The organism is Bordetella bronchialis (assembly GCF_001676705.1).
In the GTDB taxonomy this organism is placed as follows: domain Bacteria; phylum Pseudomonadota; class Gammaproteobacteria; order Burkholderiales; family Burkholderiaceae_B; genus Bordetella_C; species Bordetella_C bronchialis.
In genome coordinates this window covers 1740041-1764812 of record NZ_CP016170.1, presented here as the reverse complement: position 1 = coordinate 1764812, position 24772 = coordinate 1740041, and the positions used below count along the sequence as shown (strand labels likewise).

Below are 24772 nucleotides of genomic sequence, written 5' to 3'. Positions count from 1 at the left end.
GTCATCCCGTTCACCGTTCAGTAGTTGGCCCGCAGGTCCATCCCCGTGTACAGGGACGCGACCTGGTCATAGCCGTTGAACATCAGCGTCTTGCGCTTCGGACTGAAAAGCCCGTCTTCGCCGATGCGGCGTTCCGTGGCCTGGCTCCAGCGCGGATGCGGCACATTCGGGTTCACGTTGGCATAAAAGCCGTATTCGTTGGACGCCGCCTTCATCCAGGCGCTGACCGGCATTTTTTCCACCAGCCGGATCGTGACCAGCGATTTGGCCGATTTGAAGCCGTACTTCCAGGGCACGACCACCCGCAGCGGCGCGCCGTTCTGGTTGGGAAGTACCTTGCCGTACAGGCCGAAGGTCAGCAGCGTCAGCGGGTGCATGGCTTCGTCCAGCCGCAAGCCCTCTACATAGGGCCAATCGATCACGGGGTAGCGCAGGCCGGGCATGGTGTCGCGCTGGACCACGCTGACGAACTGGACGAACTTGGCGTTGCCGGTGGGCTGCACCTGGTTCAGCAGGGCGGACAAGGGATAGCCGACCCAGGGGATGACCATGGACCAGCCCTCCACGCAGCGCATGCGGTAGGTGCGGTCTTCCTGGGGCGCCAGCTTCAGCAGGGTATCGATATCGAAGGTGCCGGGTTTCTGCACCTCGCCCTCTACCGTGACCGTCCAGGGCCGCGTGCGCAAGGCCTTGGCGTAGCGCGCGGGATCGCCCTTGTCGACGCCGAATTCGTAGAAGTTGTTGTACGACGTGACGTCCTCGTAGGAGGTCGGCTTGTCCATGATGGCGAACTGCTTGTCCGGCGTGCCGGGCAAGGGCGCCAAGCCGGCGTCGGCCGCCTGGGCATGGCGGCCGCTCCAGCCCGCCATGCCCAGCGCCGCCGCCCCCGCGGCCGCGCGTGCCATCCAGGCCCGCCGCGACTGCCAGACCGCCTCGGGCGTGATTTCCGACGCGGGGATATCGGATGGTTTACGTATCAGCATGAGGATCTCCGGCTGGCATTCTGGCGGCCCGCATGGGCCGCATGGACGTTATGACGGCATTGTGCCGCAGCCATTCGGCGCCGGAGTTCAATTTTCCGTTATAGAAGCCGGCCCGGGCCACCGCGCGGGGGTGCTCCCCGCGACCGGCGGCGGACGGCGGCGGGCGGACCGGTCAGCCGACGCGCGCAAGCAGCCATTCGCGCAGGCCGGTGACCGACTCCACCACGGTCTGGGGCGCCTGCGCTTCCAGCTCGGCGCGCGGATGGGCCCCGTAGGCCACGCCGACGCCGTGGACCTGGGCATTGCTGGCCATCTGCAAGTCGTGAGAGGTGTCGCCTATCATGACGACCCGGTCGCCCTCCACGCCGAGCTCGTCCATGATTTCGTAGAGCATGGTCGGGTTGGGCTTGCTGAAGGTCTCGTCCGCGCAGCGGGTCGCGTCGAAGGCCTGGACCAGGCCGCTGGCGGCCAGGGCGCGGTTCAGCCCCACCCGGCTCTTGCCGGTGGCCACCGCCATGCGCACGTCGCGCGCGGCCAGCTCGGCCAGCATTTCGCGCACGCCGTCGAACAGCTTCAATTCGGGATCGCGCAGCAGGTAATGCACGCGATAGCGTTCCAGGAAGCGGGGCAGCATCGCGTTGGTCAGGCTGGGCACGGCGCGGCGCAGGGCGCTTTCCAGCGACAGGCCGATGACCCAGCTGGCCTGGGAAGCCGAGGGCACCGGCAGCTCCAGGTCCCGGCAGGCGGCCTGGATCGCCGCCACGATGCTGTGCGTGGAGTCCATCAAGGTCCCATCCCAATCGAACACCACCAAGGAATAGGGCATATCAGGCAGACTCCAACGTTTTCAGAATGTCTAGGCAGGCTTGCGGCAGGGGCGCCTCCAGCGAGAGCGGCTCGCCGGTCAGGGGATGCGGCATATCGAGGCGATGCGCGTGCAGGAACATGCGCCCGAAACCTTTCCTGGCGAAAGAGAGCCGGATCGCATCGTCCCCATATTTGTCGTCCCCCACGATGGGAAAACCCACGGACGCCAGGTGCACGCGGATCTGGTGCGTGCGGCCGGTGCGGAGCTCGGCTTCCACCAGGCTGAACTTACCGTAGCGGTGTTTCAGTGTGACGATGGTATGGGCCGCCTGCCCGTCCCGATCCACGCGGACGCGCCGCTCGCCGGATGCCGTGGTCCATTTGGTAAGCGGCAGCTTGATGTGCTGCCGGTCGTTGACCCAATCGCCATAGACCAGGGCGTAATAGCGCTTGCTGCCCTGCCCTTCGCGCAGCATGCGGTGCAGGGACAACAGGGCGCTGCGCTTCTTGGCCACCATGAGCAGGCCGGAGGTTTCCCGGTCCAGCCGGTGGGCCAGTTCCAGCATGGGCGCCTGCGGGCGCGCCGCGCGCAGACGCTCGATGACGCCGAAGGCCACGCCGCTGCCCCCATGCACGGCAATGCCGGCCGGCTTATCGACCACCAGCAGGGCCTCGTCCTCGTAGACGATGGGGAATTCCGCCGGGGGAACCGGCCGCGCCGCACCCGGCGCCGGCAGCCGCAGCGGCGGCACCCGCACGATGTCGCCCGTGGCCAGCCGCTGATCCACCGCGGTACGGCCCTTGTTGACACGGACCTGGCCATCGCGGATCGCCTTGTAGATATGGCTCTTGGGCACGCCCTTGCAGAAGCGGAACAGGAAGTTGTCCAGCCGCTGGCCGTCCTGGCCTTCGTCGATTTCCACGAGGCGCACGGCGGGCGCGGGCGCCGAGGCCCGGGCCGGCGCGGCGGCGGGAGACCGCGATGCCGCGGCGGCCGGTGCCGCGCCGGCCGCGGCCGGCGTCTTGCGGGGACGTCCCGGCGACATGGGCCCGCGGCCCGCCGGCTGGGCCGGCTGATCGGCCGACGTCAAAGAGGTTTTCGGCTTTTTTCGACGGAACGGTACAGTGTCTTTGCGCATTACGAAAAGCGGCATATAATCGGGACAGCCTTAAGGGGCTGAATTGTGGGGCTGAATGGCCGCCTGGCGTAGAGATGCACGTTCAGATGCACTTTCCTGAGCAACTCCGTCGGGGGACGATTCCGTCTGGTGCGCAGGCCGTTATTGTACCGTCTGCGAAATTCAGCGCCGGGGTCATCCGGTCGCCGGCGCAACCGCGCCCTGACGAGCACGCGAAGGCACAGTTCCTGACGCGTTGCCGGTCAGGTCCGTTGCATGCCGCGCGCGGCTCTGAAGCAAACAAGCAAAACCGTCGTATTAAAGCACCAGGCGCGCGCCGTACCCCTTCGCCGCGTCTGTCGTTCACAGCAATTATTCGTCAACCACAATTCGTGAACCTGACTCCCCTGCTGACCGAACCGCGTGCCGTATGGCACGAAGTGCCTGCCTGACCGGCGCGGAAAGGCCCGGGCAGTGCTCAGGCCGATCCGCACGCTTGCCCTGCCGCAGTCCGCAGCCCGGGTGACCCGAGGTCACGCGCCGATATCGGCGTGTCATGACTACGGAGAACCCTCTCATGAAGCGCATGTTGTTCAATGCAACGCACCCTGAAGAGTTGCGCGTTGCCATTGTCGATGGGCAAAAGCTTATCGATCTGGACATCGAAACCGCCGGCCGCGAACAGCGTAAAGGCAACATCTACAAAGGCATCATCACCCGCATCGAACCCGGCCTGGAAGCCTGCTTCGTCAATTACGGCGAAGACCGCCACGGCTTCCTGCCGTTCAAGGAAATCGCCCGCAGCTACTTCAAGGAAGGCGTCGACGTCCGCACCGCCCGTATCCAGGACGCCCTGCGCGAAGGTCAGGAACTGATCGTCCAGGTCGAAAAGGAAGAACGCGGCAACAAGGGCGCCGCCCTGACCACCTTCATCTCCCTGGCCGGCCGCTACCTGGTCCTGATGCCCAACAACCCGCGTGGCGGCGGCGTATCGCGCCGTGTCGAAGGCGAAGACCGCCAGGAACTGCGCGACACGATGGAGCAGTTGCAGGTTCCCCAGGGCATGAGCATCATCGCCCGCACCGCGGGCATCGGCCGCAGCGTGGAAGAACTGCAGTGGGACCTGTCCTATCTGCTCCAGCTGTGGACGGCCATCGACGGCGCGGCCCGCGACAACTCGGCGCCCATCCTGATCTACCTGGAATCCAGCCTGGTCATCCGCGCCATTCGCGATTATTTCTCGCCCGAAATCGGCGAGATCCTGATAGATACCGACGAGATCGCGGATCAGGCCACCGCCTTCATGAGCGTGGTCATGCCGGACAACGTCCAGCGCGTGAAGCGATATCGCGACGATGTGCCGCTATTTTCGCGCTTCCAGATCGAACACCAGATCGAAACCGCCTATTCGCGCACGGTCACCCTGCCCTCGGGCGGCGCCATCGTCATCGATCACACGGAAGCGCTGGTCGCGGTGGACGTCAACTCCGCCCGTTCCACGCGCGGCGCCGATATCGAGGAAACCGCCCTGCGCACCAACCAGGAGGCGGCCGACGAAGTGGCGCGCCAGCTGCGCCTGCGCGACCTCGGTGGCCTGATCGTCATCGATTTCATCGATATGGAAGACGGCAAGAACCAGCGTGCCGTCGAACAGCGCCTGCGCGATGCCCTGCACTTCGACCGCGCCCGCGTCCAGATGGGCAAGATCTCGCGTTTCGGCCTGATGGAACTGTCGCGCCAGCGCCTGCGTCCGGCCTTGAACGAAGGCTCCCACATCACCTGCCCGCGCTGCAACGGCACCGGCGTGATCCGCGACGCGGAATCCAGCGCCTTGCACGTGCTGCGCCTGCTGCAGGAAGAAGCCATGAAGGAAAACACCGCGGCGGTCCACGCCCAGGTGCCGGTCGATGTGGCCACCTTCCTGCTGAACGAAAAGCGCGCCGACATCGCCAAGATGGAAGCCCGCCTGAAGGTCAATCTGGTGCTGATTCCCAACAAGCACCTGGAAACCCCGCATCACCATATCGAACGCCTGCGCCACGACGACCCGCGCCTGGAAGAGATGAAGACCAGCTTCGAGCTGGCCGATGCGCCGGCCACGGAAGTCGCCTGGGCACCGCGCGAACAGGAAATCAAGACTCGCCCGGAAGCCCTGGTCAAGGGCATCACCCCGGCGCAGCCGGCTCCGGTGTCCGCCACGCCGGCCCCTGCCCCCGTCGCGGCCGCCCCGGCGCCCGCTGCCCCGGGCCTGGGCGGGCTGTTCAAGCGCCTGGTCGGCTGGTTCACGGGCGGTGAAGCCGCCCCGGCCGCGCCGGCTCCCGCCCCGCAGGGCGAGGCCAAGCGCGGCAACACCCGGCCGAAATCCCGTACCCACGACGGCCAGGAGCGCCGAGGCGAACGCCACGGTTCCGAACGCAATCGCAACCGCCGCCATGAAGGCCGGCCGGAAGCCGCCGAAGGCGACGGTCTGCGCCACCACGTGCGCGGTGGACGCCGTGGCGATGGGGAACGCGCCGAGCGCCCCGAGCGTGCCGAACGGCCGGAGCGCGCCGAACGTGGCGCTCGCGCCGAAGCCCAGCAACGCGCCGAACGCGACATCATCGCCGAGGCGCAAGCGCATCCCGAACGCGCCCTGGCGCCGGAGGCCGTGGACGAGGCCGCTCCCGCCCGTGGCGGCCGCGGACGCCGCGGCCGCGGACGTGGCCGCCGCGAAGACCAGGCCGAAACGCCCATGAGCGAACAGGAAAGCATGGTCGCCGCCCTGGCCGAGACGGTCGCCGCCGCGCTGCCGCCCGAAACCGAGGACGACCGCGCCGACGCCCTGGCCGAAAGCACTGCGGCCGAGACGGATGAACAAGGCCTGGCCACGGAAGCCGGCGCCGATCCCGAGCGCAAGCGCCGCCGCCGCCGCAGCCGCCGAGGCCGCCGCGCCTCGGAGGACGGTACCGTGGTCAACGGCGAAGCCGGCCAGGACACGCTGCCCGAGGGCGAAGAAGCCCTGGCGGCGGAAGCCCAGGCCGCGCTGGCGGAAGTCGCCACGCCGGTCGAGCCCGTCCAGGCACCGCGCCATGAAACGACCGCCTCGATCGAGGAAGTGTCGGGTGCCGCCGCGTCGGGCGCCGCAGCGCCGGCCGTGGATACGCCGTTCACCGCTGCCCCCAGCCGGCCCGCGCATGCGCCGGCCGATCATGCCACGCAGCCCACGCCGGTCCAGGCCGCCGTGCCCGGTTCGACGACGCCGCAGCCCGTGGCCGCGGCGCCCTTGCAACCGGTCGCCCCGGCCGTCGTGCCGGCGCCCCTCGCCGAGCCGATACCCCAGCGCGCCGACGAAGCGGCCGCCCCGCACGCTGTGCCCGCGGCGCAGGCCGCCCCGCAGGTGCCTGCCGCCCCCGCCCCGGCGGACATCGCGGCGGCGCCCGCCCGGCCCTTGTCCGACGCGGTCCCGACGGCGACTGAAACGGCTGCCGCCGCGGCGCCCGTTGCCCCCGCTCCGGTGGCACCGGCCGTCACGGACGTCCAGCAAGCCCAGGCGCCTGCCGCGGTCCCGCCCTACGCGGCGCCGCAGCCGGCCAGCGTGCCGGACACGGCACCCGCAGGCGCATCCGCGGCCCCGGCCGTCGCGCCCGCGCGTCAGCCCGCCGCCAAGCAGAACCTGCAGGACGTGGTCAATGCGGCTGGCCTGACCTGGGTGGAAACGGACCCCGAGCGTCACGCCCAGACCCAGCAGCGCATGGCGGCCAGCCACGCTCCCATGCGCCTGGGTCGCGAGCGCAAGCCCGTGCCGCCGGTGTCCTCGGGCCCGCTGGTACAGGTGGAAACGCGCCACTAAGGCGCACACGGCGGCGCATGCGCGAGCATGCGCGCGTCGTGGCAAAGGCTGTCATGGCCAGAAGGGCTGTCCCACGAGGCAGCCCTTTTTTATTTCTCCTTGCGACGGGTCGCCGCGCAAGCCGGCCGCTATGCCGCGGGAGTCGGATGCAAGGCGCGGAAGCGCTGCGTGTACAGCGTGCTGACCCAGTCGATGAATACCCGCACCCGCGGCGAAAGCTGGCGATGATGCGGATACAAGGCGGCCAGCGGCAGGCCCGGGCTCTGCCAATCGCCCAGTACTTCCACCAGGCGGCCGTCGCGCAGCTCGTCTTCCACATGGAAACGCGGCAACTGGATCAGGCCACAGCCGCGTAGCGCGCAGACCACATAATTTTCGGCGTCGTTGACGGAGACCCAGCCGCCCAGCGAGTAGGCCTGGACCTTGCCGTCCACGCGCAGCTCCAGCGGATAGTCCGAGGCACCGCTGCTGGAAAAGAACTTCACGGCCTGGTGCGCGGACAGGTCGTCCGGATGCGCCGGGACCCCATGGCGCGCGAGGTAGTCCGGGCTGGCGCAAACCACCTGCGGCATGACGGCCAGGCGCCGGGCGACCAGCGACGAGTCGCGCGGATTGCCCGCGCGGATAACGCAATCCACGCCTTCCCGCACCAGGTCCACGAGACGGTCGCCGCTGCTCACCACCAGGTCGATGCCCGGATAACGGGCATGGAAATCGTCGATGTTGGGCATCACGATACGGGTGGCGTGGGTGCCGTGCATATCGACGCGCAGCATGCCGCGGGGGTTCGAGGCGGTATGGCGCAGCGAGGACTCGGCGTCATCCAGTTCGCTGAGCACCGACACGCAGCGTTCGTAAAAAGCCTGGCCGTCGGGCGTGGGACGGACGTGGCGGGTAGTACGTTCCAGCAGCCGGGTACCCAGCCTGGCTTCCAGGGCCTTGATCGCATGGGTCGCGGTGGCGCGCGGGACATCCAGCGAGGCGGCCGCCTGGCTGAAGCTGCCCGACTCCACGATGCGCGTGAACAGTTGCAGGGCGTCGAAGCGATCCATGGCAAGAGAGCGAAAAGACAGCGGATTGTTGAGCGCGGTTGAATTTAATTAGCAATTCAGACCCATTTATCCCATCCGCGATAACAAGAACAATGTACTCCATGCCTTCACCCTTTTCCACATGGAGCACATCATGAACGCGGACACCCTCAAGACCGCCATCGTCACCGGCGGCTCGCGCGGCATCGGGCAAGCCATCGCCCTGCGCCTGGCCGCCGACGGCTACGCCGTGGCGGTCAACTACGCGGGCAACACCCTCAAGGCCCGGGAGACCGTGGCCGCCATCGAATCGGCCGGCGGCAAGGCCGTGGCGATCCAGGGCGACGTCGCCGATCCGGACGATGTGGCGGCGCTTTTCGACAAAACCGGGCAAGCCTATGGGCGCATCGATGCCGTGGTACACAGCGCCGGCATCATGCCCATGGCGCCGATTGCCTCCGGCAGCCTGGCCGAGTTCGACCGGGTCATCGCCACGAATCTGCGCGGCGCCTTCCTGGTGCTGGCCCAGGCCGCGCAGCATGTCGCGGAAGGCGGCCGCATCATTGCGCTCTCGAGCAGCGTCATCGCCAAATCCTTTCCCGCCTATGGTCCGTATATCGCGTCCAAGGCGGGTGTCGAAGGACTGGTGCGGGTGCTGGCCAACGAGCTGCGCGGGCGCGGCATCACCGTCAACGCGGTCGCGCCCGGGCCGGTCGGCACGGAGCTGTTCCTGAATGGCAAGACGCAGGCGCAGATCGACCAGATCGCCAATATGGCGCCCTTGCAACGCCTGGGCACGCCAGAGGACATCGCCGCGGCGGTGTCTTTCCTGGCCGGGCCGGACGGCGCCTGGATTAACGCGCAAGTGCTGCGCGCCAACGGCGGCTTCGCCTGAAGGAGGCCGGCCATGGCAGCGGAATCCTGGAACAAGCACGCCCGGATCGTGTTGGGCGAATCCCTGGTGGCATCGTCGGCCGCCACCTTCAGCGCACTGGTGCTGGAACTGCCCGTATGGGCGATGTTCGTCGGCTGGATCGCCTACTTCACACGGGGACTCGACCTGCGCAGCGGCCTGGTCAACCTGGCATGCGTGCTGATCGGGCTGGCATTGGGGATGGCGGCCGCCCACGCCATGGCCGCCTTCAGCCCCCTGCTGGGCGCCTATGCGATCACCGCGGTGGTGACGGCCATCACCGCGATCGCCTTGTCGCTGGCGCGGATGCCGGTGTTCAACAACCTGCTGGGCTTCTTCCTGGGGCTCGTCGCCTACTTCGCCTCGCACATGCCGCCCTCGCCGGCCACTTTCCTCAGCCTGGGAGGGGCCGCCGCGATCGGCGCGGCGGCCGGCTTCCTGGCCCACGCCTGGCAGGGCCGCGTAAAGGCGTCCCGGCCCGGCACCGAGGGGCCCTGACCCGGAGGTTAACCATGACCAGCAAACCCCTATCGATTCCGGGCGGCGTTTTCGCCGCCCTGGGCACCCGCATGACCGGGCTCGAACCCGGGCTGTATGCCCTGTTGCGCATCGCATTCGCGGTCGTCCTGTTCACGCATGGACTGCCCAAGGCCCTGGGGGCCTCGCATGGCTCCATGGCCGATCCCATGGCGGGATCCATCAACCTGATCCGCAACGTGATCGGCCTGCCCTTCGCGCCACAGCTGGCGTTCCTGGTCATGCTGCTGGAAACCGGCGGCGCGCTCATGCTGGCGCTGGGATGGTGCACCCGCGCGATGGCGCTGCTGTTCGCGGTGGAGATGGTGGCAATCAGCTATGCCCTGGGCCCCACCTGGCCGTGGATCGACCGCGGCATCGAGTTCCCCGTCCTGATGGGTTTCCTGGCGCTGTATATGACGGCGCGCGGCGGCGGCGCCTATGCCGTGGACACGCGCCTGGGCCGGCGTCGGTAAAAGGCGATAGATAGCAAAAAGGCCTGCACGCCAGACGGAAGCACCGTCGCGCGTGCAGGCCTTTCTGCTTTCCGTTTGCGCCCGCCCTTGGCGGGAGCACGGCCCGGTCAGAACAGATAGGTGTAGGTCAGCTGGGTCACATCCAGGCCCGGGTTGGGCGTCTTGATGCTGGCATTGGAGAAATGCGAATAACGCAGGCTGATCCGGCTGGATTCCGTCAGTTGGAAACCCAGGCCGATATGGTCGCCGAACTGGAAGGCCGTGCTGATGGTCTTGTCCGCGAAGCGCGTCTTGTTGAATACCGTCGGGCCCACGCCGCCTTCGACGAAGAAGCGGTCGGTCAGCCACCAGCGGAACATGGGAATGGCGTTGAGCTGCCAGGCGCTGCTGGGATGCGCGCCTTGGTGGGCCCACCAGTAGGCGACGCCCAGTTCGCCCGTCAGGTCCAGCCGGCCCCAGCCACCGCCGAAATCGTAATTCCACAGGGGCGCGGTTTCGTAGTTCAGGGTGGTGCGGTTGTATTTCTCGCCCACGCCCATCTGCACGCTGACCCCGCCGTTGGAGCGCGTTTGTGCCTGCGCCAAAGGCATCGCACATGCCATCGCCAACGCGGTCAGCGCGCCTGCGACGATTTTGTTTTTATGACCACGGTTCATGGGCAACTCCAGCCAGAATAGAGAAAACAAAAGATTGTGTAACTTATCAGAAAACCGCGGCCTCGACCAAGCGGCACTGTGACGATTCGGCCACGTTGACGGGGAAAACAGAATTCCGCGGCTCCGACCAATCGGGGCCCGCGGTCCGCGAGATACCGATGCATGCCGCGAGGACCGCTGGCAGGGCACGATGGAAGCCGCCTTGTTGGAAGGATTCCGCGCGCATAGGCCGCGGCGGCTCCAGCAAGTAGCGGCCCCGAAGGCCTGTACGCGTCGGCCGGATCAGGCAGCCGCGACGACGTCGGCGGATTGCCGCGTCAACAGCGCCAGCAGGCGCGCGATTTCCTCGCGCAACTGCCGTCGATCCACCACCATGTCCACCGCGCCCTTCTGCAGCAGGAACTCGGCGCGCTGGAAGCCTTCAGGCAGCTTTTCCCGCACGGTCTGCTCGATGACGCGCGGCCCGGCAAAGCCGATGAGCGCCTTGGGCTCGGCGATGACGACGTCGCCCATGAAGGCGAAGCTGGCCGATACGCCACCCATGGTCGGATCCGTCAGGACGCTGATGAAAGGCAGGCCGGCCGCCGACAGGCGGGTCAGCATGGCGTTGGTCTTGGCCATCTGCATCAGCGACAGCAGGCTTTCCTGCATGCGCGCGCCGCCGGAAGCGGCGACACAGATGAAACCCGTCTTCTGATCCAGGGCAGCCTGGGCGCCTCGGGCGAAGCGCTCGCCCACCACCGAGCCCATGGAGCCACCCATGAATTCGAATTCGAAGCAGGCCACCACGGCGGGCACGCTGCGGATCGAACCGCTGACGACGACCAGGGCGTCGGTTTCGCCGGTCTGCTTGACGGCTTCCTGCAGGCGCTCCGGGTACTTGCGGCTGTCCTTGAACTTGAGCGTGTCGACGGACCGGATGGTCTGGCCGATCTCGACCCGCCCTTCCAGATCCAGCAGCGAGTCGATGCGCGCACGGGCGCCGATGCGCATGTGATGGTCGCACTTGGGGCAGACATGCAGATTGGCGGCCAGGTCCTCGTTGTACAGCACCGATTCGCAGGCCGGGCATTTGACCCACAGCCCTTCGGGCACGCGGCGCGCGCTGGGTTCGGTGGTTTTATTGATGCGCGGAGGCAGGAGTTTTTCGATCCAGCTCATTGTTTGTTTGTTGTCCTGATGATGACAGGCCTAGGCGGCGGCGGGGCCGCGCCTGGCCTGGTCCAATGCCGAGCGGATGCCGCCCAGCCATTCCCGCGCGGCCGCGATGGCCGCCTGGTCGCGCTTGTCCGCGGTGGCGCCCGCCACCGCCTGTTCCATGGTTTCGATGAGCTTGCTGCCTATCACCACCGCGTCGGCGACCTGGGCCACGCGCTGGGCGCTGGCGGCGTCGCGGATGCCGAAGCCCACGCCGATGGGAATATGAACGTGGCGGCGGATGTTGGCGAGTTGGCGGGCGACGTCATCGGTGTCCAGGTGGCCGGCGCCGGTAACGCCCTTGAGTGACACATAGTAGGCATAGCCGCGCGCCACCTTGCCGACCGCCTGGATGCGGGCATCGGTCGTGGTGGGCGCAAGCAGGAAGATCGGCGCGATGCCCTTGCCGCCGAGCAGGTCGGCGAAGGCCTGGACCTCTTCCGGCGGATAGTCGACGACCAGGACGCCATCGACGCCGGCGGCGGCCGCCGCGTCGGCGAAGGCGGCATGGCCCATGCGCTCGATGGGGTTGGCATACCCCATCAACACAACGGGGGTGTCCTGGTCGCGGGTGCGGAACTGGCGCACCGCGTCCAGCACCCCGCGCAGGCTCATGCCCTGGGCGATGGCGCGTTCGGTGGCGCGCTGGATCACCGGGCCGTCGGCCATGGGATCGGAAAAGGGCACGCCCAGTTCGATGATGTCCGCGCCCGCTTCCACCAGGGCGTGCATCAAGGGCACGCAGGACGCCGGCGAAGGATCGCCCGCGGCAACGTAGGGGATCAGCGCGGCGCGGCTGTCGGCGCGGGCACGGGAAAAAGCAGCGGCAATACGGTCTTGTCGGGATGTCATGCTGTCATTACCACTGTCGATTTACAGCGCCAGGCCCGCGCGCTCGGCCACGGTGTGCATGTCCTTGTCGCCGCGCCCCGACAGGCACACCAGGATGTGCTTGTCCTTGGGCAGGGTGGGCGCCAGGCGCACCGCGTGCGCGATGGCATGCGAGGATTCCAGCGCCGGCATGATGCCTTCGATGCGGCAGCAATCGTGGAAAGCCTTGAGGGCCTCGTCGTCGGTCACGCCCACGTAGGAGGCGCGGCCGCTGTCCTTCAGCCAGGCGTGCTCGGGACCGACGCCGGGGTAGTCCAGGCCCGCCGACACCGAATGCGTTTCCTGCACCTGGCCGTCGGCGTTCTGGATCACATAGGTGCGGTTGCCGTGCAATACCCCGACCTGGCCGGCGGCGATGGAGGCGGCATGCCGGCCGCTGTCCATGCCCTCGCCGGCGGCTTCCACGCCAATCAGTTGCACGGATTCATGCGGGATATAAGGGTGGAAAATCCCCATGGCGTTGGAGCCGCCGCCTACGGCCGCGATGACGATATCGGGCTGGCGGCCGGCTTCCTCGGGCATCTGCCACAGGCATTCATTGCCGATGACGGTCTGGAAATCGCGGACCATGCGTGGGTACGGGTCCGGCCCCGCCACCGTGCCGATGATGTAGAAGGTGTTGCCGATGTTGGTGACCCAGTCGCGCATGGCCTCGTTCAGGGCGTCCTTCAGTGTGCGCGATCCGGACTCCACAGGAACAACGGTGGCGCCCAGCAGCTTCATGCGATACATGTTGGATGCCTGGCGGCGGATGTCCTCGCTGCCCATGTAGACCACGCATTCCATGCCATAGCGCGCCGCCACCGTGGCGGTAGCCACGCCGTGCTGGCCGGCGCCGGTTTCGGCGATGACGCGGGGCTTGCCCATGCGGCGGGCCAGCAGGGCCTGGCCGATACAGTTATTGACCTTGTGCGCACCGGTGTGGTTGAGGTCTTCGCGCTTGAACCAGATCTGCGCGCCGCCCAGTTCCTGGGACCAGCGGCGGGCATGGTAGACGGGGCTGGGGCGGCCGACGAAGTGCTTGAGTTCGTAGTTGAACTCTTCGATGAACTGCGGATCGACGCGGAAACGATCGTAGGCCGCGCGCAGTTCATCGAGCGCGTGCATGAGCGTTTCCGCCACGAACACGCCGCCATAGGGACCGAAATGGCCCTGGGCGTCAGGAAAGTCGTAAGGTTTCACCACCGGTTTCACCACTTTATCCCCCCGGCACCGCGGGAAAGCGGACGGCCGGGTTTGGGGCCAGCCGCCAATTTAGCAACCCATTATTTTACCTGACCGCAAGTCGGCGGCCGTGGGCGCCGGCCGGGCGCCTAGAGCGACTGTCCGACCCGGCGCAGGAAGGTCGCGCAGGCATCGAGCTGGTCCACCGCGACGAATTCGTCCGGCTTGTGCGCCTGGGCGATGTGCCCCGGGCCGCAGACCACGGTGGGGATGCCCATGCCCTGGAACAGGCCGGCTTCCGTGCCGTAGGCGACCTTGCGCGTGGCGCTGTCGCGCATCAGGGCCCGCACCAGCTGGGTGATGGCGGCCTGTTCCGAGGCCTCCAGTCCCGGCGCCGCGGGGCCGCGCTCGATATCGATGCGGGCTTCGGGGAATTCGCTTCGCATGCGGGGCAGCAGCACCTCGTCCACGTAGCGCTGGATTTCGCGCTGGATGTCGTCGGGGGCGATACCGGGCAGGTTGCGGAATTCATAGGCGAATTCGCAGTCGTCCGGAATGGTGTTCACGGCGATGCCGCCACGGATCAGGTTGGTGGTCAAGGTGCTGAAAGGCACGTCGTAGAAGGTGTCGTAAGGCCCCTTGGCCTTATAGGCATCGGCCACGTCGCGGATATGGCAGATGAGCCGGGCGGCGTATTCGATGGCATTGCAGCCATGCGGGGTCAGCGAGGAATGCGCCGCCTTGCCGTGCACCCGGCAACGGTAGAGATTGATGCCCTTGTGCGCCACGACCACCTGCATGCCGGTAGGCTCGCCCACCACGCAGCCTTCGGGCCGGATGCCGCGGTCGCGCAGGTCCGCCAGCATGAAGGGCGCGCCGGCGCAGCCGACCTCTTCGTCGAAGGAGAACGCCAGGTGCAGGGGCTTGGCGCGGGGCATGGACAGGAATTCCGGCACCATGGCCAGGGCCGTCGCGATGAACCCCTTCATGTCGCAGGCCCCGCGGCCGTACAGGCGGCCGTCCTGTTCGCGCAGGACGAAGGGGTCGCCGCTCCATTGCTGGCCGTCCACCGGCACGACGTCCGTGTGGCCGGACAGCACGATGCCCCCTTGCTCGCCGCCATCGCGGCCGGGCAGCGTGGCGAACAGATTGGCCTTGGTCTGGTCGTCGTTGTGGACCAGCCAGGCCTGCACGCCCTGCTCCTTGAGCCAGTCGCGCGCGGTTTCGATAAGAGCCAGATTGGAATTGCGGCTGGTGGTGTCGAAACCGACCAGCGTTTCCAGCCAGCGACGGGTATCCATGGGCTTGCGCCTTGTTCGTCAAAACCGCCAGTGTAGGCCGGCGCCCCCCGCGCAGTCTATGGCGGCCCCCGGCAGGCCGCCACCTGCCCAGTGCGCGACTACCTGGCAGCTACTATTTGCGCGCCGCGCCCGTCACCCCGGGAACTTCGGCCAGGGCGGCCAGGGCCCGCGACAGGGCTTCGCCGCCATGGACCTCCACGGTGAACACCATATGGGCCAAGGAATTGCGGCTTTGCGTGTTGACCCCGATCACATTCAGCCGCAAGCGGGCGAAGACTTCGGACAGGTCGCGCAGCAGCCCGGAGCGATCGTGCGCCCGCACGCTGATGTCGACGGGATAGACGGTATTGCCGGTCTCCCCCCAGGCGACCTCGATGACCCGTTCGGGCTCGCGCTCGGCCAGGGCAGCGTAGCTGTGGCAATCGGTACGATGGATGGACACCCCGCGGCCGCGCGTGACGAAACCGACGATGGCATCCGGCGGGGCCGGCCGGCAGCAGCGCGCCAGCTGCGTCATGAGCGAACCCACGCCCACCACCAGCACCCCGCTCTTGCCGCTTTTCTCCGTGCTTTCCGCGCGGCTGGCATGCGTGATGACGCCGGGCTCTTCCGCGGGCTCCGCGGGCTGCTGGAAAACGGCGTCGATCTGCCTGAGGCTGAATTCATCCTTGGCCGCGGCCACGTACAGGTCGTCGGCCCGCGCGAAACCCAGCTGCTGCGCCAGCTGTTCCAGGTTCACCGCGGTCTTGCCCAGGCGCTGCAATTCCTTTTCGACCAGCGCCTGGCCCTGCGTGATGCGTTGCTGCAGCTCGATGGCATTGAACCAATTGCGCACCTTGGCGCGGGCGCGCGGGCTGGCCAGGAAACCCAGCTGCGGATTCAGCCAGTCGCGCGACGGGCCGCCCGCCTTGGCGGCGACGATTTCCACGGTCTGGCCCGTGGCCAGCCGGGTTTGCAGCGGCACCATCTGGCCGTCCACCCGGGCGCCGCGGCAGCGGTGGCCCAGGTCGGTATGCAGGTGATAGGCGAAATCGACAGGCGTGGAACCGGCGGGCAATTCGATCACCCGCGCCTGCGGCGTCAGCACGTAAATGTGTTCCGCGGGCCGGGGATGCGGCGCGGCGGCCGGGGCCGGTCCCGCGGCCTGCGCCGGCGGCGCGGGACCGGCGTCCAGGTCGGCATTCCAGGCCAGCAACTGCCGCATCCAGGAAAGCTGCCGGTCGTAGTCGCTGGACGCGGCCACCTGCCCGCCCTTGGCGCCGGCCTCCTTATAGCGCCAATGCGCGGCCATCCCGTATTCCGCGAACTGGTGCATGTCCTGCGTGCGGATCTGTACTTCGAACGGCCGCCCGTCCTTGTCCATCACCACCGTGTGCAGGGAACGGTAGCCATTGGGCTTGGGCCGCGAAATATAGTCGTCGAACTCGTCCAGCAAGGGCGTCCAGAGTTCGTGCACCAGCGCCAGCGCGGTATAGCACTCGCGGACGTCCCGGACGATGACCCGCAATGCACGCAGGTCGTACATCTGGTTGAAGTCCAGCTTCTTGATGCGCATCTTGTTCCAGATGCTGTAGATATGCTTGGGCCGGCCGCTGACCTCGGCCTCGATGCCGGCCTTGCGCAGGCCGCTGCGCAGGCGTTCGACGGCATCGGCGATGAAGGCCTCGCGTTCCACCCGTTTTTCTTCCAACAGGCGGGCGATCTCCTTGTAGCGGTCGGCGTCCAGGAAGCGGAACGCCAGGTCTTCCAGTTCCCACTTGAGCTGCCATATGCCCAGGCGGTTGGCCAGCGGCGCATACAGATCCAGCGTTTCCCGCGCCAGTTCCGGCGGGCAAGGCGTCTTGGACGCGGCGTGCCAGCGCAGGCTTTGCAGGCGCGACGCCAGGCGCATCAGGACGATACGCAGGTCCGCCGCCATGGCCAGCAGCATCTTGCGCTGCATCTCCTTTTGCGACCCGGTGTCGGCCGCGCTGTCGCTGGCCAGCCGCGCCACGGCGCCCAGGCGCAGCAAGGCGCGGGCGCCCTGCACCAGGCGGGCGACTTCCGGGCCGAACTCCGCGGCGGCCGGGTCATGCCGGCCCGAAGGCGCCGGCGCCGTCAGGTCCGCGGGCAGGGCCGCCAGCACGGCGGCCGCGCGCGTCGGCCCGTCGGTCTGCAAGCCTGCCAGGATGCGCGCCGCGCCCGCCGCGTGGCCGGCCAGGGGCTCGCCCGTCAGGGCCTGCTCATCGCCGAAGCGCGGCGCCGCCCATTCCACGGCCTTTTGCAGTTGTGCGCAGGCCTGCGCGTCCAGGCCAGCCGCGGCTTCGTCGAACCACGCGGCGTCGAAAGGCGTCGGAGTATCGTGATCGGAAGGCGCGGGCATCGGCGCAGGCGACAAAAACGGAACGAGGCAACAGGGACGGAATCCCGACACTCTACACTAGGGCCTGTCGCCCCTGGAAGGCGCTCGTGCGCCCCGCCCGGCCGGCGCGGCGGCGCCCCCGGTCCGGTCGCGGTGGGACCCATGCGTGGACGCCGCCGATGGGCATGAACATATGGAGAACCCGTCTTATGCTGCGATGGCTGCTAGGACGCGGCGCGCCCGCCGCCCGCGTCGCCGATGTGCAGGCGCGCATCGAACCGGCGCTCTGGGAGGACGTGTTGCGCGCCTACCCCTTCCTTGCCGGCCTGGATGCCGCGGACACCGCCGAGCTGCGCGCCCGCGCCGCCTGGCTGCTGGCCAGCAAGACCATGAACGGCGCGCGCGGACTGGCGCTGACCGATTTCATGTGCCTATCCATCGCGGTGCAGGCCGCCTTGCCCATCCTGAAGCTGCCCACGGCGCTGTACGAGGGCTGGGACGAGATCATCGTCTATCCCGGCGGCTTCGCCATTCCGCGCCGGCGCGAGGACGACATCGGCGTGGTCCACGAATATACGGAAGACGCCGCCGGCGAAGCCTGGGACGGCGGGCCGGTGGTGCTGTCCTGGGAAGACGCGCGCCTGGCCGAAGGCGCCTTCAATGTGGTCATCCACGAATTCGCCCACAAGCTGGACCTGATGGGCGGCGAGGCCGACGGCATGCCCAGCCTGGCGGGCCGGCCGGAGCTCAGCGCGCGCCTGTGGCGGCGCGTCCTGGACGACAGCCTGGACCGGTTTTCCGCGGCGCTGGAAGCGGTGGAAGCGGCGATCCCGCCGCATATCGACCCGGAAGGACCAGACGCCGACCCCTGGTACGGGCAACTGCCCATGGATCCGTACGCGGCCACCGACGAAGGCGAATTCTTCGCCGTCAGTTCGGAATCTTTTTTCGTCGATCCGGAGCCGCTGGCCGCCGCGCTGCCGGAGTGGTATGGGCTGTTGCGCACCTACTACCGGCAGGATCCGCTGTCGCGGCTGGGATGACCGGAGCCACCGCGCCGCGAGCGGCAGGAACTCAGCCGATGGCGGCGGTGACGACGATCTCGACCTTGTAGTCGGGATTGGCCAGCCGGGCTTCCACCGTGGCGCGCGGCGGCGCGTTGCCCGGGGCGACCCATGCGTCCCAGGCCTTGTTCATGCCGTCGAACTCCTTCATGTTGGCGACGAAGATCTGCGCCATCAGGATCTTGCTCTTGTCGGTGCCCGCTTCCGCCAGCAGGCGGTCGATGGTGGCCAGCACCTGCTGGGTCTGTCCGGTGATGTCCAGGGAGGCATCGTCCGGCACCTGGCCGGCCAGGTAGGCCACACCGTTGTAGATGGCCATGTCGGACAGGCGCTTTTCAACATTGACGCGCTTGATCGAACTCATGCAAGTTTCCTCTTGGTTGCAGGTTGTTTGCCGCCCGGGAACAACCCGGACGGGATCGAAGATTATCGCCGCGTCCGCATCGCGCACGCATAGGGGAAATGGAACGGCGGCCCGTCGCCGGCATGATCCGGGCGCCGGTTCCCGGCCGCCACCGGGCCGGCGCGCGCATCCGCGCCGATGGCCACGGGCCTACTTGGCCCCACTTTCCTCCGGGATGGGCGGCAACTGGAACACCTGCCGCAGGTAGGCCAGATAGGCGGGATCGTCGCACATGGTCTTTTCTGGCGAGTCCGATACCTTCGCCACGGGCTGCCCGTTGCAGCGGACCATTTTCATGACGATCTGCAGCGGCTGGTGGCCCAGGTCATTCGTGAGATTGGTGCCGATGCCGAACGATACGCGGCAGCGCCCGGCAAAGCGGCGCGCCAGCTCGATCGCGCGCGGGAAGGTCAGCGCATCGGAGAACACCAGGGTCTTGGCGCGCGGGTCGACGCGGTTGGCCTTGTAGTGCTCGATCATGCGTTCGCCCCACAGGAAGGGATCGCCGGAATCGTGGCGCGCACCGTCGAACAGCTTGCAGAAATACATATCGAAGTCGCGCAGGAAGGCATCGGTGCCGTAGACATCGGACAGCGCGATGCCCAGGTCGCCACGGTATTCCTTGGCCCAGACCTCCAGCGCGAAGACCTGCGAGTCGCGCAGGCGCGGGCCCAGCGCCTGGCAGGCCTGCAGGTATTCGTGTCCCATGGTGCCCAGCGGCAGGACATCGTATTTGCGCGCCAGGGCCACATTGCTCGTGCCGGCGAACATCTTGCCCATGGTGGCCTTCATGGTGGCCACGACCTCGTCATGCCAGGTCTTGGAAAAACGGCGCCGCGTACCGTATTCGGCCACGCGGAAATCCGCCAGGTCGGGCGCATCCACCACCAGGCCCATCTTCGACCGCAGGCGCGAGCGGCCCTCTTCCAGATCGGGATGCGCGCGCGTATTGCGGAAATAGACTTCGTTGACGATGGCCAGGACGGGGATTTCGAACAGGATCGTGTGCAGCCACGGCCCCTTGACCTCGATGGAGATTTCGCCGGGATGCTCGCCCTCGCCCACGGAGATGCAGCGTTCGGGCAAGTGGAACAGCCCCAGGAAATCGACGAAATCGCTTTTTATGAAACGCAGGCCGCGCAGATAGTCCAGCTCGTCCTCGCTGAACCGCAACTGGCACAGGTGATGGATCTCGGCGCGGATCTCGTCCATATAGGGGCGCAGGTTCACGCCCGGCGTGCGGCACTTGTAGCGGTATTCCACCTGTGCGGCAGGAAAATGATGCAGGACGACCTGCATCATGCTGAACTTGTACAGGTCGGTATCTAGCAGCGAGGTGATTATCATGATTCGCGTGATCGCTTTCGTGCGCGCCGGCGCTACGCGCCCGCGCGTTCCCGGGGCGGGACGGCGCGGTCTTCCTGCGCCAGGCGGGAAAAACCGTATTCAACCATAGTACCCGGACATGGCCGCCGGCCGCCCGCCTTCACGCCACGCCGGTTCATCGTTTCTTGTCCATCCGTGTCGCCGTTCGCCCGGCCCGGGCCCCGCACGGCAGGTTGATATGGGGCCGCGACATTACCCGCCCCAGGGTTATGCGCGGGGGCCGTCGACGCAATTGGGTAAAATCCCGTTTTTCACCAGAATAAATGACGCCCCTTCGGGAGTTGCCGCATGACTCACGTCGTCACCGAAAACTGTATCAAATGCAAGTACACCGATTGCGTCGACGTCTGCCCCGTTGATTGCTTCCGCGAAGGGCCCAATTTCCTTGTCATCGATCCGGATGAATGCATCGACTGCGCGGTCTGTATTCCCGAGTGCCCGGCCAATGCCATTTATGCCGAGGAAGACGTCCCGCAGGATCAGATGAAGTTCATCAAGATCAATGCTGAACTGTCCCAGGAGTTCGAGAGCATCAGCCGCTCCAAAACCCCGCCGGCGGATGCGGACGACTGGAACGGCAAGCCGGACAAGCTGCAGTACCTGGAAAAATAACCGCGCCCGCGTCCCGCGACGCATGAGGCTTGCTATTTCGACAGGCCGCCGCCCACGCACGCCCCTTCTTCCGGGGCGCGGTCAGCAGGCCCGCCGGCGCAGCATAAGGCTCCACTACCCATGCCCGAAAGCAAGTACACGCGCCAGACCGTTACCGAGGTTCGCACCTGGGTGCCGGGCAAATTGTTTTCCCTGCGCGTCACCCGCGATCCCGGCTTCGTCTACAAGGCGGGGCAATTCGCCCGGGTCGGCTTGCCGGAAAGCGACGCACCCGATGCGGTACCCACGCTGTGGCGCGCGTACTCCATGGTATCCGGCCCGCTGGACCATGAACTGGAGTTCTATTCCATCGTCGTTCCCGACGGCCCCTTCAGTCCCCGGCTGGCCGCGCTGAAACCGGGCGATGCGCTGTACATCGAAAAGAACCCATACGGTTTCCTTACCATAGACCGCTTCCTGGCCCCGGGATCGGCGGGGCCATCCGCCGCAGACAGCGACCTATGGCTCCTGGCCACGGGTACCGGCCTGTCGGCCTATCTATCCATCCTGCGGGATCCCGCCACCTGGACCGCCTTTCGCCGCATCATCCTGATCCATGGCGTGCGCACCGCCCAGGAACTGGCCTATCGCCAGGAGATCGAAGGCTGGTCCACCCTGCCGGAATTCGCCGACATCTATCGCGCCGATCCGCGCAAGCTGATCTATTTGCCCATCGCCACCCAGGAAGCGCTGCCCGGCATGCCGCAGGCGCGCCTCACCACCCTGATCCAGGACGGCCGGCTCGAAACGCTCGTGGGCGAAAGGCTGGACCCGGCTCATTCCAAGGTCATGCTTTGCGGCAATCCCGCAATGCTGGCCGACGCCCGTAAGCTCCTGGGAGAGAAAGGCTTCGCCCCGGGCCGCCGGGGCGTGCCGGGCAATCTGGCGGTCGAAAACTACTGGTAGCCGCGCTCGTGGCGGGCGGCGCCCTCCGCCTTTGGTCGCCCCCTGGCCGGCGGCGCCTGCAATCTTTGGCAATAAGGGCGGCACGCGCCTTGCGCGTTGCATAGTCGCCACGGAACGGAACGCGTCCCCTTCGACGAGACGGCGCGACGAACTGACAGGAAACTGAATTTCCCTTTTTGGCAACAGAATTTGGACGTCCCGAGCCCCTGGATCCGTCCCAATTACTGTCAGATCTGTTGCAGTGCGTAAAATGATCCGCACGAACGCGCCATGGCCGGGTCCAAAATGCATGAGGATAGTGCCAGGCGTGAAGGGGCCGACGGCTCCAGGTCTGGAAAGGAATTTTCGATGCTGTATCAATTGCACGAACTGCAGCGCGCCTTCTTGACGCCTTTTGCCGCCTTCACGGACGTCGGCTCGCAGTTGTTCTCCAACCCCTATAGCCCCTGGGCGTATACGCCCGTTTCCCGCCAGCTGGCTGCCGGCTACGAGCTGATGCACCGCATCGGCAAGGAATATGAAAAGCCCGCGTGGGGCCTGCCCACCACCGACATCGATGGCAAGCGCGTGAAGGTGGTCGAGAAGGTCGCCGTCGACAAACCGTTCTGCCGCCTCATCCATTTCGAACGGCAAGGGCTGAGCAAGCGCAAGGATCCCCAGGTACTGCTGGTGGCGCCGCTGTCGGGCCACCATGCGACCCTGCTGCGCGATACCGTGCGCGCCCTGTTGCCCCGGCACGATGTCTACGTCACGGACTGGGTCGATGCCCGGATGGTGCCCCTGTCGGAAGGCCCCTTCCACCTGAACGATTACGTGCGCTATGTGCAGGACTTCCTGCGCTTCCTGGGCGCCGATACGCATGTCATTTCCGTTTGCCAGCCTACCGTCCCGGTACTGGCGGCGATTTCGCTGATGGCATCGGACAACGACCCCTGCCAGCCCAAGACGATGATCATGATGGGCGGACCCATCGATCCGCGCCAAAGCCCCACGCAGGTGAATAACCTGGCGACCACCAAGCCCTATTCGTGGTTCGAGAACCAGCTCATCCACCGCGTCCCCGGCCGCTATCCCGGCGCCGGCCGCCCCGTCTACCCCGGATTCCTGCAACACGCCGGCTTCGTCGCCATGAATCCCGACCGCCACCTGAAATCGCACTACGATTTCTACCAGGACCTGGTGCGCGGCGACGACAACGACGCCGAAGCCCACCGCCGTTTCTACGACGAATACAACGCGGTGCTGGACATGGCCGCCGAGTTCTACCTGGATACCATCAAGATGGTGTTCCAGGAATACCAGCTTCCCACCGGTAAATGGAAAGTGGACGGCAAGCTGGTGAAGCCGGCCGACATCAAGAAGGTCGCCCTGCTGACGATCGAAGGCGAGCTGGACGATATTTCCGGCCTGGGACAGACGCGCGCCGCGCTGGACCTGTGCAGCGGGATCCCGGCCGACCGCAAGATGCATTACACCGCGGAGAACTGCGGCCACTACGGGATTTTCTCGGGTCGCCGCTGGCGCGAGCTGGTCTGTCCTAAAATCGCCGACTTCATCCGCCAATACGACTGAGGTCGCGACATGGCGGCCGCGGCCGCCGCTTGTTTCGATACGGGGCCGTCCAGGCCCCGCTTTTCTTTTATGCCCAGCATCACGCTCGCGGACCGTATCGACGGCCTGCTTCCCCAGACCCAATGCACCAAGTGCGGCTACGACGGCTGCCGCCCCTACGCGCGCGCCATCGCCGCCGGCGAGGTCGATATCAACCGCTGTCCGCCCGGCGGCGAAGAAGGGGTGCGGGCGCTCGCGGCCCTGCTGGGCCGTCCCGCGCCGGCGCTGGACCTGTCGCGGGGCCAGCCCGGCCCCTTGATGGTGGCGGTGGTCGACGAAGCCCATTGCATCGGCTGTACGCTGTGCATCGATGCCTGTCCGGTCGACGCCATCGTTGGCGCCGCCAAGCGCATGCACACGGTCGTGGATGAGCTGTGCACGGGCTGCGACCTTTGCGTCGCGCCCTGCCCCGTGGACTGCATCGCCATGGCGCCCGCGGGCCGCGGCTGGACGGCCGAGGACGCCGTCCGCGCGCGCGACCGCCACGAGCGCCGTGCCCGACGGCTGCTGGAAGGCGCCGGCCCCAATGCGGATACCGGCGCCGGCGCCCGCCGCGCGGGCGCCCCCCTGGCGGCCATCGCACGCCAGGCGCCGCTGCCGGCCGCCGATACGCCCCCGGCGCCGGTGCCATCGGGCGCGCGGCCGGACGGGCCGCCATCGGGCATCCCGGACCTGGCCGCGAACCCCGCGGCCGACGCCGAGGCCCAGGCCGCGGCACGCCGGCGGGCCGCGATCGAGAGCGCCCTGGCGCGCGCCCGGGCACGCCGCGCCACGTAAAAGGACACGGACAGGGCCCGGGATATGTGCGCCAGCGCGCGCGCCGGACCGGCAACAAACAGAACAGGAACCGTCCCACCGATGAATGCAGCCAAACGCCGCGAGATCTTCTCCCGCCTGCAAGCCGCCAATCCGACACCGACGACCGAACTGGAATACGCTACGCCCTTCCAGCTGCTGATCGCGGTGCTGCTGTCGGCGCAGGCCACGGACAAATCGGTCAACATCGCCACGCGCAAGTTCTTTCCCCATTACGGCACGCCGCAGGGCCTGGTGGAGCTGGGCGAAGCCGGCCTGGCCGACTACATCAAGACCATAGGCCTGTACCGCACCAAGGCGAAAAACGCCGTCGCCACCGCGCGCCTGATCCTGGAGCAGCACGGCGGCGAAGTGCCGCGCACCCGCGAAGCCCTGGAAGCCCTGCCGGGCGTCGGCCGCAAGACCGCCAACGTAGTGTTGAACACCGCCTTCGGACAAGCCACGATGGCGGTCGATACCCATATCTTCCGCGTCGCCAACCGCACCGGACTGGCGCCGGGCAAGAACGTGCTGGAAGTCGAGCTCAAGCTGACGCGGCTGGTGCCCAAGGACTACCTGCAGGACGCCCATCACTGGCTGATCCTGCACGGCCGCTACGTCTGCGTCGCGCGCACGCCCAAATGCCCGCAATGCGGGATCGCCGACTTGTGCGAATACCGGCACAAAACCCCGCCGAAGGCCGCATGAAGCCGGCCGTTTTCACACCACTGTC

22 protein-coding genes are annotated in these 24772 nt (G+C 67.2%); 10 read left to right on the top strand and 12 right to left on the bottom strand.

The window, feature by feature from the left end; translation table 11 throughout:
- Positions 1–17 precede the first annotated feature (17 nt).
- The 3 genes from msrP to BAU06_RS07820 form a co-directional block, all read right to left on the bottom strand.
- On the bottom strand, positions 18–983 hold the full coding sequence (msrP, locus tag BAU06_RS07830) for a protein-methionine-sulfoxide reductase catalytic subunit MsrP (protein ID WP_066346660.1): 966 nt from the start codon (positions 981–983) through the stop codon (positions 18–20).
- 172 nt (positions 984–1155) lie between these two features.
- Positions 1156–1809, bottom strand: coding sequence for an HAD-IA family hydrolase (locus tag BAU06_RS07825; RefSeq protein WP_066346657.1), 654 nt, complete (start codon positions 1807–1809; stop codon positions 1156–1158).
- A 1-nt stretch (position 1810) separates the two neighbouring features.
- A complete protein-coding gene (locus BAU06_RS07820) occupies positions 1811–2881 on the bottom strand; it encodes an RluA family pseudouridine synthase (protein WP_231934016.1) in 1071 nt (356 codons plus the stop codon).
- 604 nt (positions 2882–3485) lie between these two features.
- On the opposite strand from BAU06_RS07820, the gene BAU06_RS07815 reads away from it, so the two are divergent.
- A complete protein-coding gene (locus BAU06_RS07815; protein WP_066346654.1) occupies positions 3486–6737 on the top strand; it encodes an Rne/Rng family ribonuclease in 3252 nt (1083 codons plus the stop codon).
- A gap of 128 nt (positions 6738–6865) precedes the next feature.
- On the opposite strand, the gene BAU06_RS07810 is transcribed toward BAU06_RS07815, so the two are convergent.
- Complete coding sequence (locus BAU06_RS07810) at positions 6866–7789, bottom strand: LysR family transcriptional regulator (protein ID WP_066346648.1); 924 nt, start codon at positions 7787–7789, stop codon at positions 6866–6868.
- A 133-nt stretch (positions 7790–7922) separates the two neighbouring features.
- On the opposite strand from BAU06_RS07810, the gene BAU06_RS07805 reads away from it, so the two are divergent.
- Genes BAU06_RS07805 through BAU06_RS07795 form a run of 3 tightly spaced genes read left to right on the top strand, consistent with a single transcriptional unit; the run spans position 7923 to position 9673 of the window.
- On the top strand, positions 7923–8663 hold the full coding sequence (locus BAU06_RS07805) for an SDR family oxidoreductase (RefSeq protein WP_066346645.1): 741 nt from the start codon (positions 7923–7925) through the stop codon (positions 8661–8663).
- A 12-nt stretch (positions 8664–8675) separates the two neighbouring features.
- A complete protein-coding gene (locus BAU06_RS07800; protein WP_066346642.1) occupies positions 8676–9179 on the top strand; it encodes a DUF1097 domain-containing protein in 504 nt (167 codons plus the stop codon).
- Positions 9180–9193: 14 nt separating this feature from the next.
- Positions 9194–9673 carry a DoxX family protein gene (locus tag BAU06_RS07795; RefSeq protein WP_066346639.1) on the top strand — a complete coding sequence of 160 codons (480 nt, stop codon included), beginning with the start codon at positions 9194–9196 and terminating at the stop codon, positions 9671–9673.
- A gap of 107 nt (positions 9674–9780) precedes the next feature.
- Here the strand turns inward: BAU06_RS07795 and BAU06_RS07790 are convergent, their stop codons facing one another.
- The 6 genes from BAU06_RS07790 to BAU06_RS07760 form a co-directional block, all read right to left on the bottom strand.
- Positions 9781–10329, bottom strand: a complete 549-nt coding sequence (locus BAU06_RS07790) for an acyloxyacyl hydrolase (RefSeq protein ID WP_066346633.1) — start codon at positions 10327–10329, stop codon at positions 9781–9783.
- Positions 10330–10611: 282 nt separating this feature from the next.
- Positions 10612–11490: an acetyl-CoA carboxylase, carboxyltransferase subunit beta gene (gene accD / locus BAU06_RS07780; RefSeq protein WP_066346629.1), complete on the bottom strand. Its 879-nt coding sequence runs from the start codon at positions 11488–11490 to the stop codon at positions 10612–10614.
- A gap of 30 nt (positions 11491–11520) precedes the next feature.
- Positions 11521–12378 (bottom strand): tryptophan synthase subunit alpha, encoded by an 858-nt coding sequence (trpA, locus tag BAU06_RS07775; protein ID WP_066346627.1) that lies wholly within the window; start codon positions 12376–12378, stop codon positions 11521–11523.
- A gap of 21 nt (positions 12379–12399) precedes the next feature.
- Complete coding sequence (gene trpB, locus BAU06_RS07770) at positions 12400–13599, bottom strand: tryptophan synthase subunit beta (protein WP_066358394.1); 1200 nt, start codon at positions 13597–13599, stop codon at positions 12400–12402.
- A gap of 131 nt (positions 13600–13730) precedes the next feature.
- Positions 13731–14882 carry an acetylornithine deacetylase gene (gene argE / locus BAU06_RS07765; RefSeq protein WP_066346624.1) on the bottom strand — a complete coding sequence of 384 codons (1152 nt, stop codon included), beginning with the start codon at positions 14880–14882 and terminating at the stop codon, positions 13731–13733.
- Positions 14883–14994: 112 nt separating this feature from the next.
- Positions 14995–17244: a RelA/SpoT family protein gene (locus tag BAU06_RS07760; protein WP_066346622.1), complete on the bottom strand. Its 2250-nt coding sequence runs from the start codon at positions 17242–17244 to the stop codon at positions 14995–14997.
- A gap of 188 nt (positions 17245–17432) precedes the next feature.
- Between BAU06_RS07760 and BAU06_RS07755 the strand changes: the two genes are divergently transcribed.
- Positions 17433–18266 carry a M90 family metallopeptidase gene (locus BAU06_RS07755; RefSeq protein ID WP_066346619.1) on the top strand — a complete coding sequence of 278 codons (834 nt, stop codon included), beginning with the start codon at positions 17433–17435 and terminating at the stop codon, positions 18264–18266.
- A gap of 31 nt (positions 18267–18297) precedes the next feature.
- Here the strand turns inward: BAU06_RS07755 and BAU06_RS07750 are convergent, their stop codons facing one another.
- A complete protein-coding gene (locus BAU06_RS07750) occupies positions 18298–18651 on the bottom strand; it encodes a RidA family protein (RefSeq protein WP_066346616.1) in 354 nt (117 codons plus the stop codon).
- 189 nt (positions 18652–18840) lie between these two features.
- On the bottom strand, positions 18841–20037 hold the full coding sequence (gene pncB, locus BAU06_RS07745) for a nicotinate phosphoribosyltransferase (protein ID WP_066346613.1): 1197 nt from the start codon (positions 20035–20037) through the stop codon (positions 18841–18843).
- A 327-nt stretch (positions 20038–20364) separates the two neighbouring features.
- Between pncB and fdxA the strand changes: the two genes are divergently transcribed.
- From fdxA to nth, 5 genes are all read left to right on the top strand, one after another.
- Positions 20365–20688 (top strand): ferredoxin FdxA, encoded by a 324-nt coding sequence (gene fdxA / locus BAU06_RS07740; RefSeq protein WP_066346610.1) that lies wholly within the window; start codon positions 20365–20367, stop codon positions 20686–20688.
- A 120-nt stretch (positions 20689–20808) separates the two neighbouring features.
- Positions 20809–21633 carry a ferredoxin--NADP reductase gene (locus tag BAU06_RS07735; protein WP_066346604.1) on the top strand — a complete coding sequence of 275 codons (825 nt, stop codon included), beginning with the start codon at positions 20809–20811 and terminating at the stop codon, positions 21631–21633.
- 348 nt (positions 21634–21981) lie between these two features.
- A complete protein-coding gene (locus BAU06_RS07730; RefSeq protein WP_066346595.1) occupies positions 21982–23205 on the top strand; it encodes a polyhydroxyalkanoate depolymerase in 1224 nt (407 codons plus the stop codon).
- 69 nt (positions 23206–23274) lie between these two features.
- Positions 23275–24021, top strand: a complete 747-nt coding sequence (gene rsxB, locus BAU06_RS07725) for an electron transport complex subunit RsxB (protein WP_066346588.1) — start codon at positions 23275–23277, stop codon at positions 24019–24021.
- 81 nt (positions 24022–24102) lie between these two features.
- Complete coding sequence (nth, locus tag BAU06_RS07720; protein WP_066346582.1) at positions 24103–24747, top strand: endonuclease III; 645 nt, start codon at positions 24103–24105, stop codon at positions 24745–24747.
- Positions 24748–24772 lie beyond the last annotated feature (25 nt).

Bases quoted from the DNA above. Each gene is read 5' to 3' on its own strand.
- msrP (WP_066346660.1), bottom strand. From the start codon at position 983: ATGCTGATACGTAAACCATCCGATATCCCCGCGTCGGAAATCACGCCC.
- BAU06_RS07825 (WP_066346657.1), bottom strand. From the start codon at position 1,809: ATGCCCTATTCCTTGGTGGTGTTCGATTGGGATGGGACCTTGATGGAC.
- BAU06_RS07815 (WP_066346654.1), top strand. From the start codon at position 3,486: ATGAAGCGCATGTTGTTCAATGCAACGCACCCTGAAGAGTTGCGCGTT.
- BAU06_RS07810 (WP_066346648.1), bottom strand. From the start codon at position 7,789: ATGGATCGCTTCGACGCCCTGCAACTGTTCACGCGCATCGTGGAGTCG.
- BAU06_RS07805 (WP_066346645.1), top strand. From the start codon at position 7,923: ATGAACGCGGACACCCTCAAGACCGCCATCGTCACCGGCGGCTCGCGC.
- BAU06_RS07800 (WP_066346642.1), top strand. From the start codon at position 8,676: ATGGCAGCGGAATCCTGGAACAAGCACGCCCGGATCGTGTTGGGCGAA.
- BAU06_RS07795 (WP_066346639.1), top strand. From the start codon at position 9,194: ATGACCAGCAAACCCCTATCGATTCCGGGCGGCGTTTTCGCCGCCCTG.
- BAU06_RS07790 (WP_066346633.1), bottom strand. From the start codon at position 10,329: ATGAACCGTGGTCATAAAAACAAAATCGTCGCAGGCGCGCTGACCGCG.
- accD (WP_066346629.1), bottom strand. From the start codon at position 11,490: ATGAGCTGGATCGAAAAACTCCTGCCTCCGCGCATCAATAAAACCACC.
- trpA (WP_066346627.1), bottom strand. From the start codon at position 12,378: ATGACATCCCGACAAGACCGTATTGCCGCTGCTTTTTCCCGTGCCCGC.
- argE (WP_066346624.1), bottom strand. From the start codon at position 14,882: ATGGATACCCGTCGCTGGCTGGAAACGCTGGTCGGTTTCGACACCACC.
- BAU06_RS07760 (WP_066346622.1), bottom strand. From the start codon at position 17,244: ATGCCCGCGCCTTCCGATCACGATACTCCGACGCCTTTCGACGCCGCG.
- BAU06_RS07755 (WP_066346619.1), top strand. From the start codon at position 17,433: ATGCTGCGATGGCTGCTAGGACGCGGCGCGCCCGCCGCCCGCGTCGCC.
- BAU06_RS07750 (WP_066346616.1), bottom strand. From the start codon at position 18,651: ATGAGTTCGATCAAGCGCGTCAATGTTGAAAAGCGCCTGTCCGACATG.
- pncB (WP_066346613.1), bottom strand. From the start codon at position 20,037: ATGATAATCACCTCGCTGCTAGATACCGACCTGTACAAGTTCAGCATG.
- fdxA (WP_066346610.1), top strand. From the start codon at position 20,365: ATGACTCACGTCGTCACCGAAAACTGTATCAAATGCAAGTACACCGAT.
- BAU06_RS07735 (WP_066346604.1), top strand. From the start codon at position 20,809: ATGCCCGAAAGCAAGTACACGCGCCAGACCGTTACCGAGGTTCGCACC.
- BAU06_RS07730 (WP_066346595.1), top strand. From the start codon at position 21,982: ATGCTGTATCAATTGCACGAACTGCAGCGCGCCTTCTTGACGCCTTTT.
- rsxB (WP_066346588.1), top strand. From the start codon at position 23,275: ATGCCCAGCATCACGCTCGCGGACCGTATCGACGGCCTGCTTCCCCAG.
- nth (WP_066346582.1), top strand. From the start codon at position 24,103: ATGAATGCAGCCAAACGCCGCGAGATCTTCTCCCGCCTGCAAGCCGCC.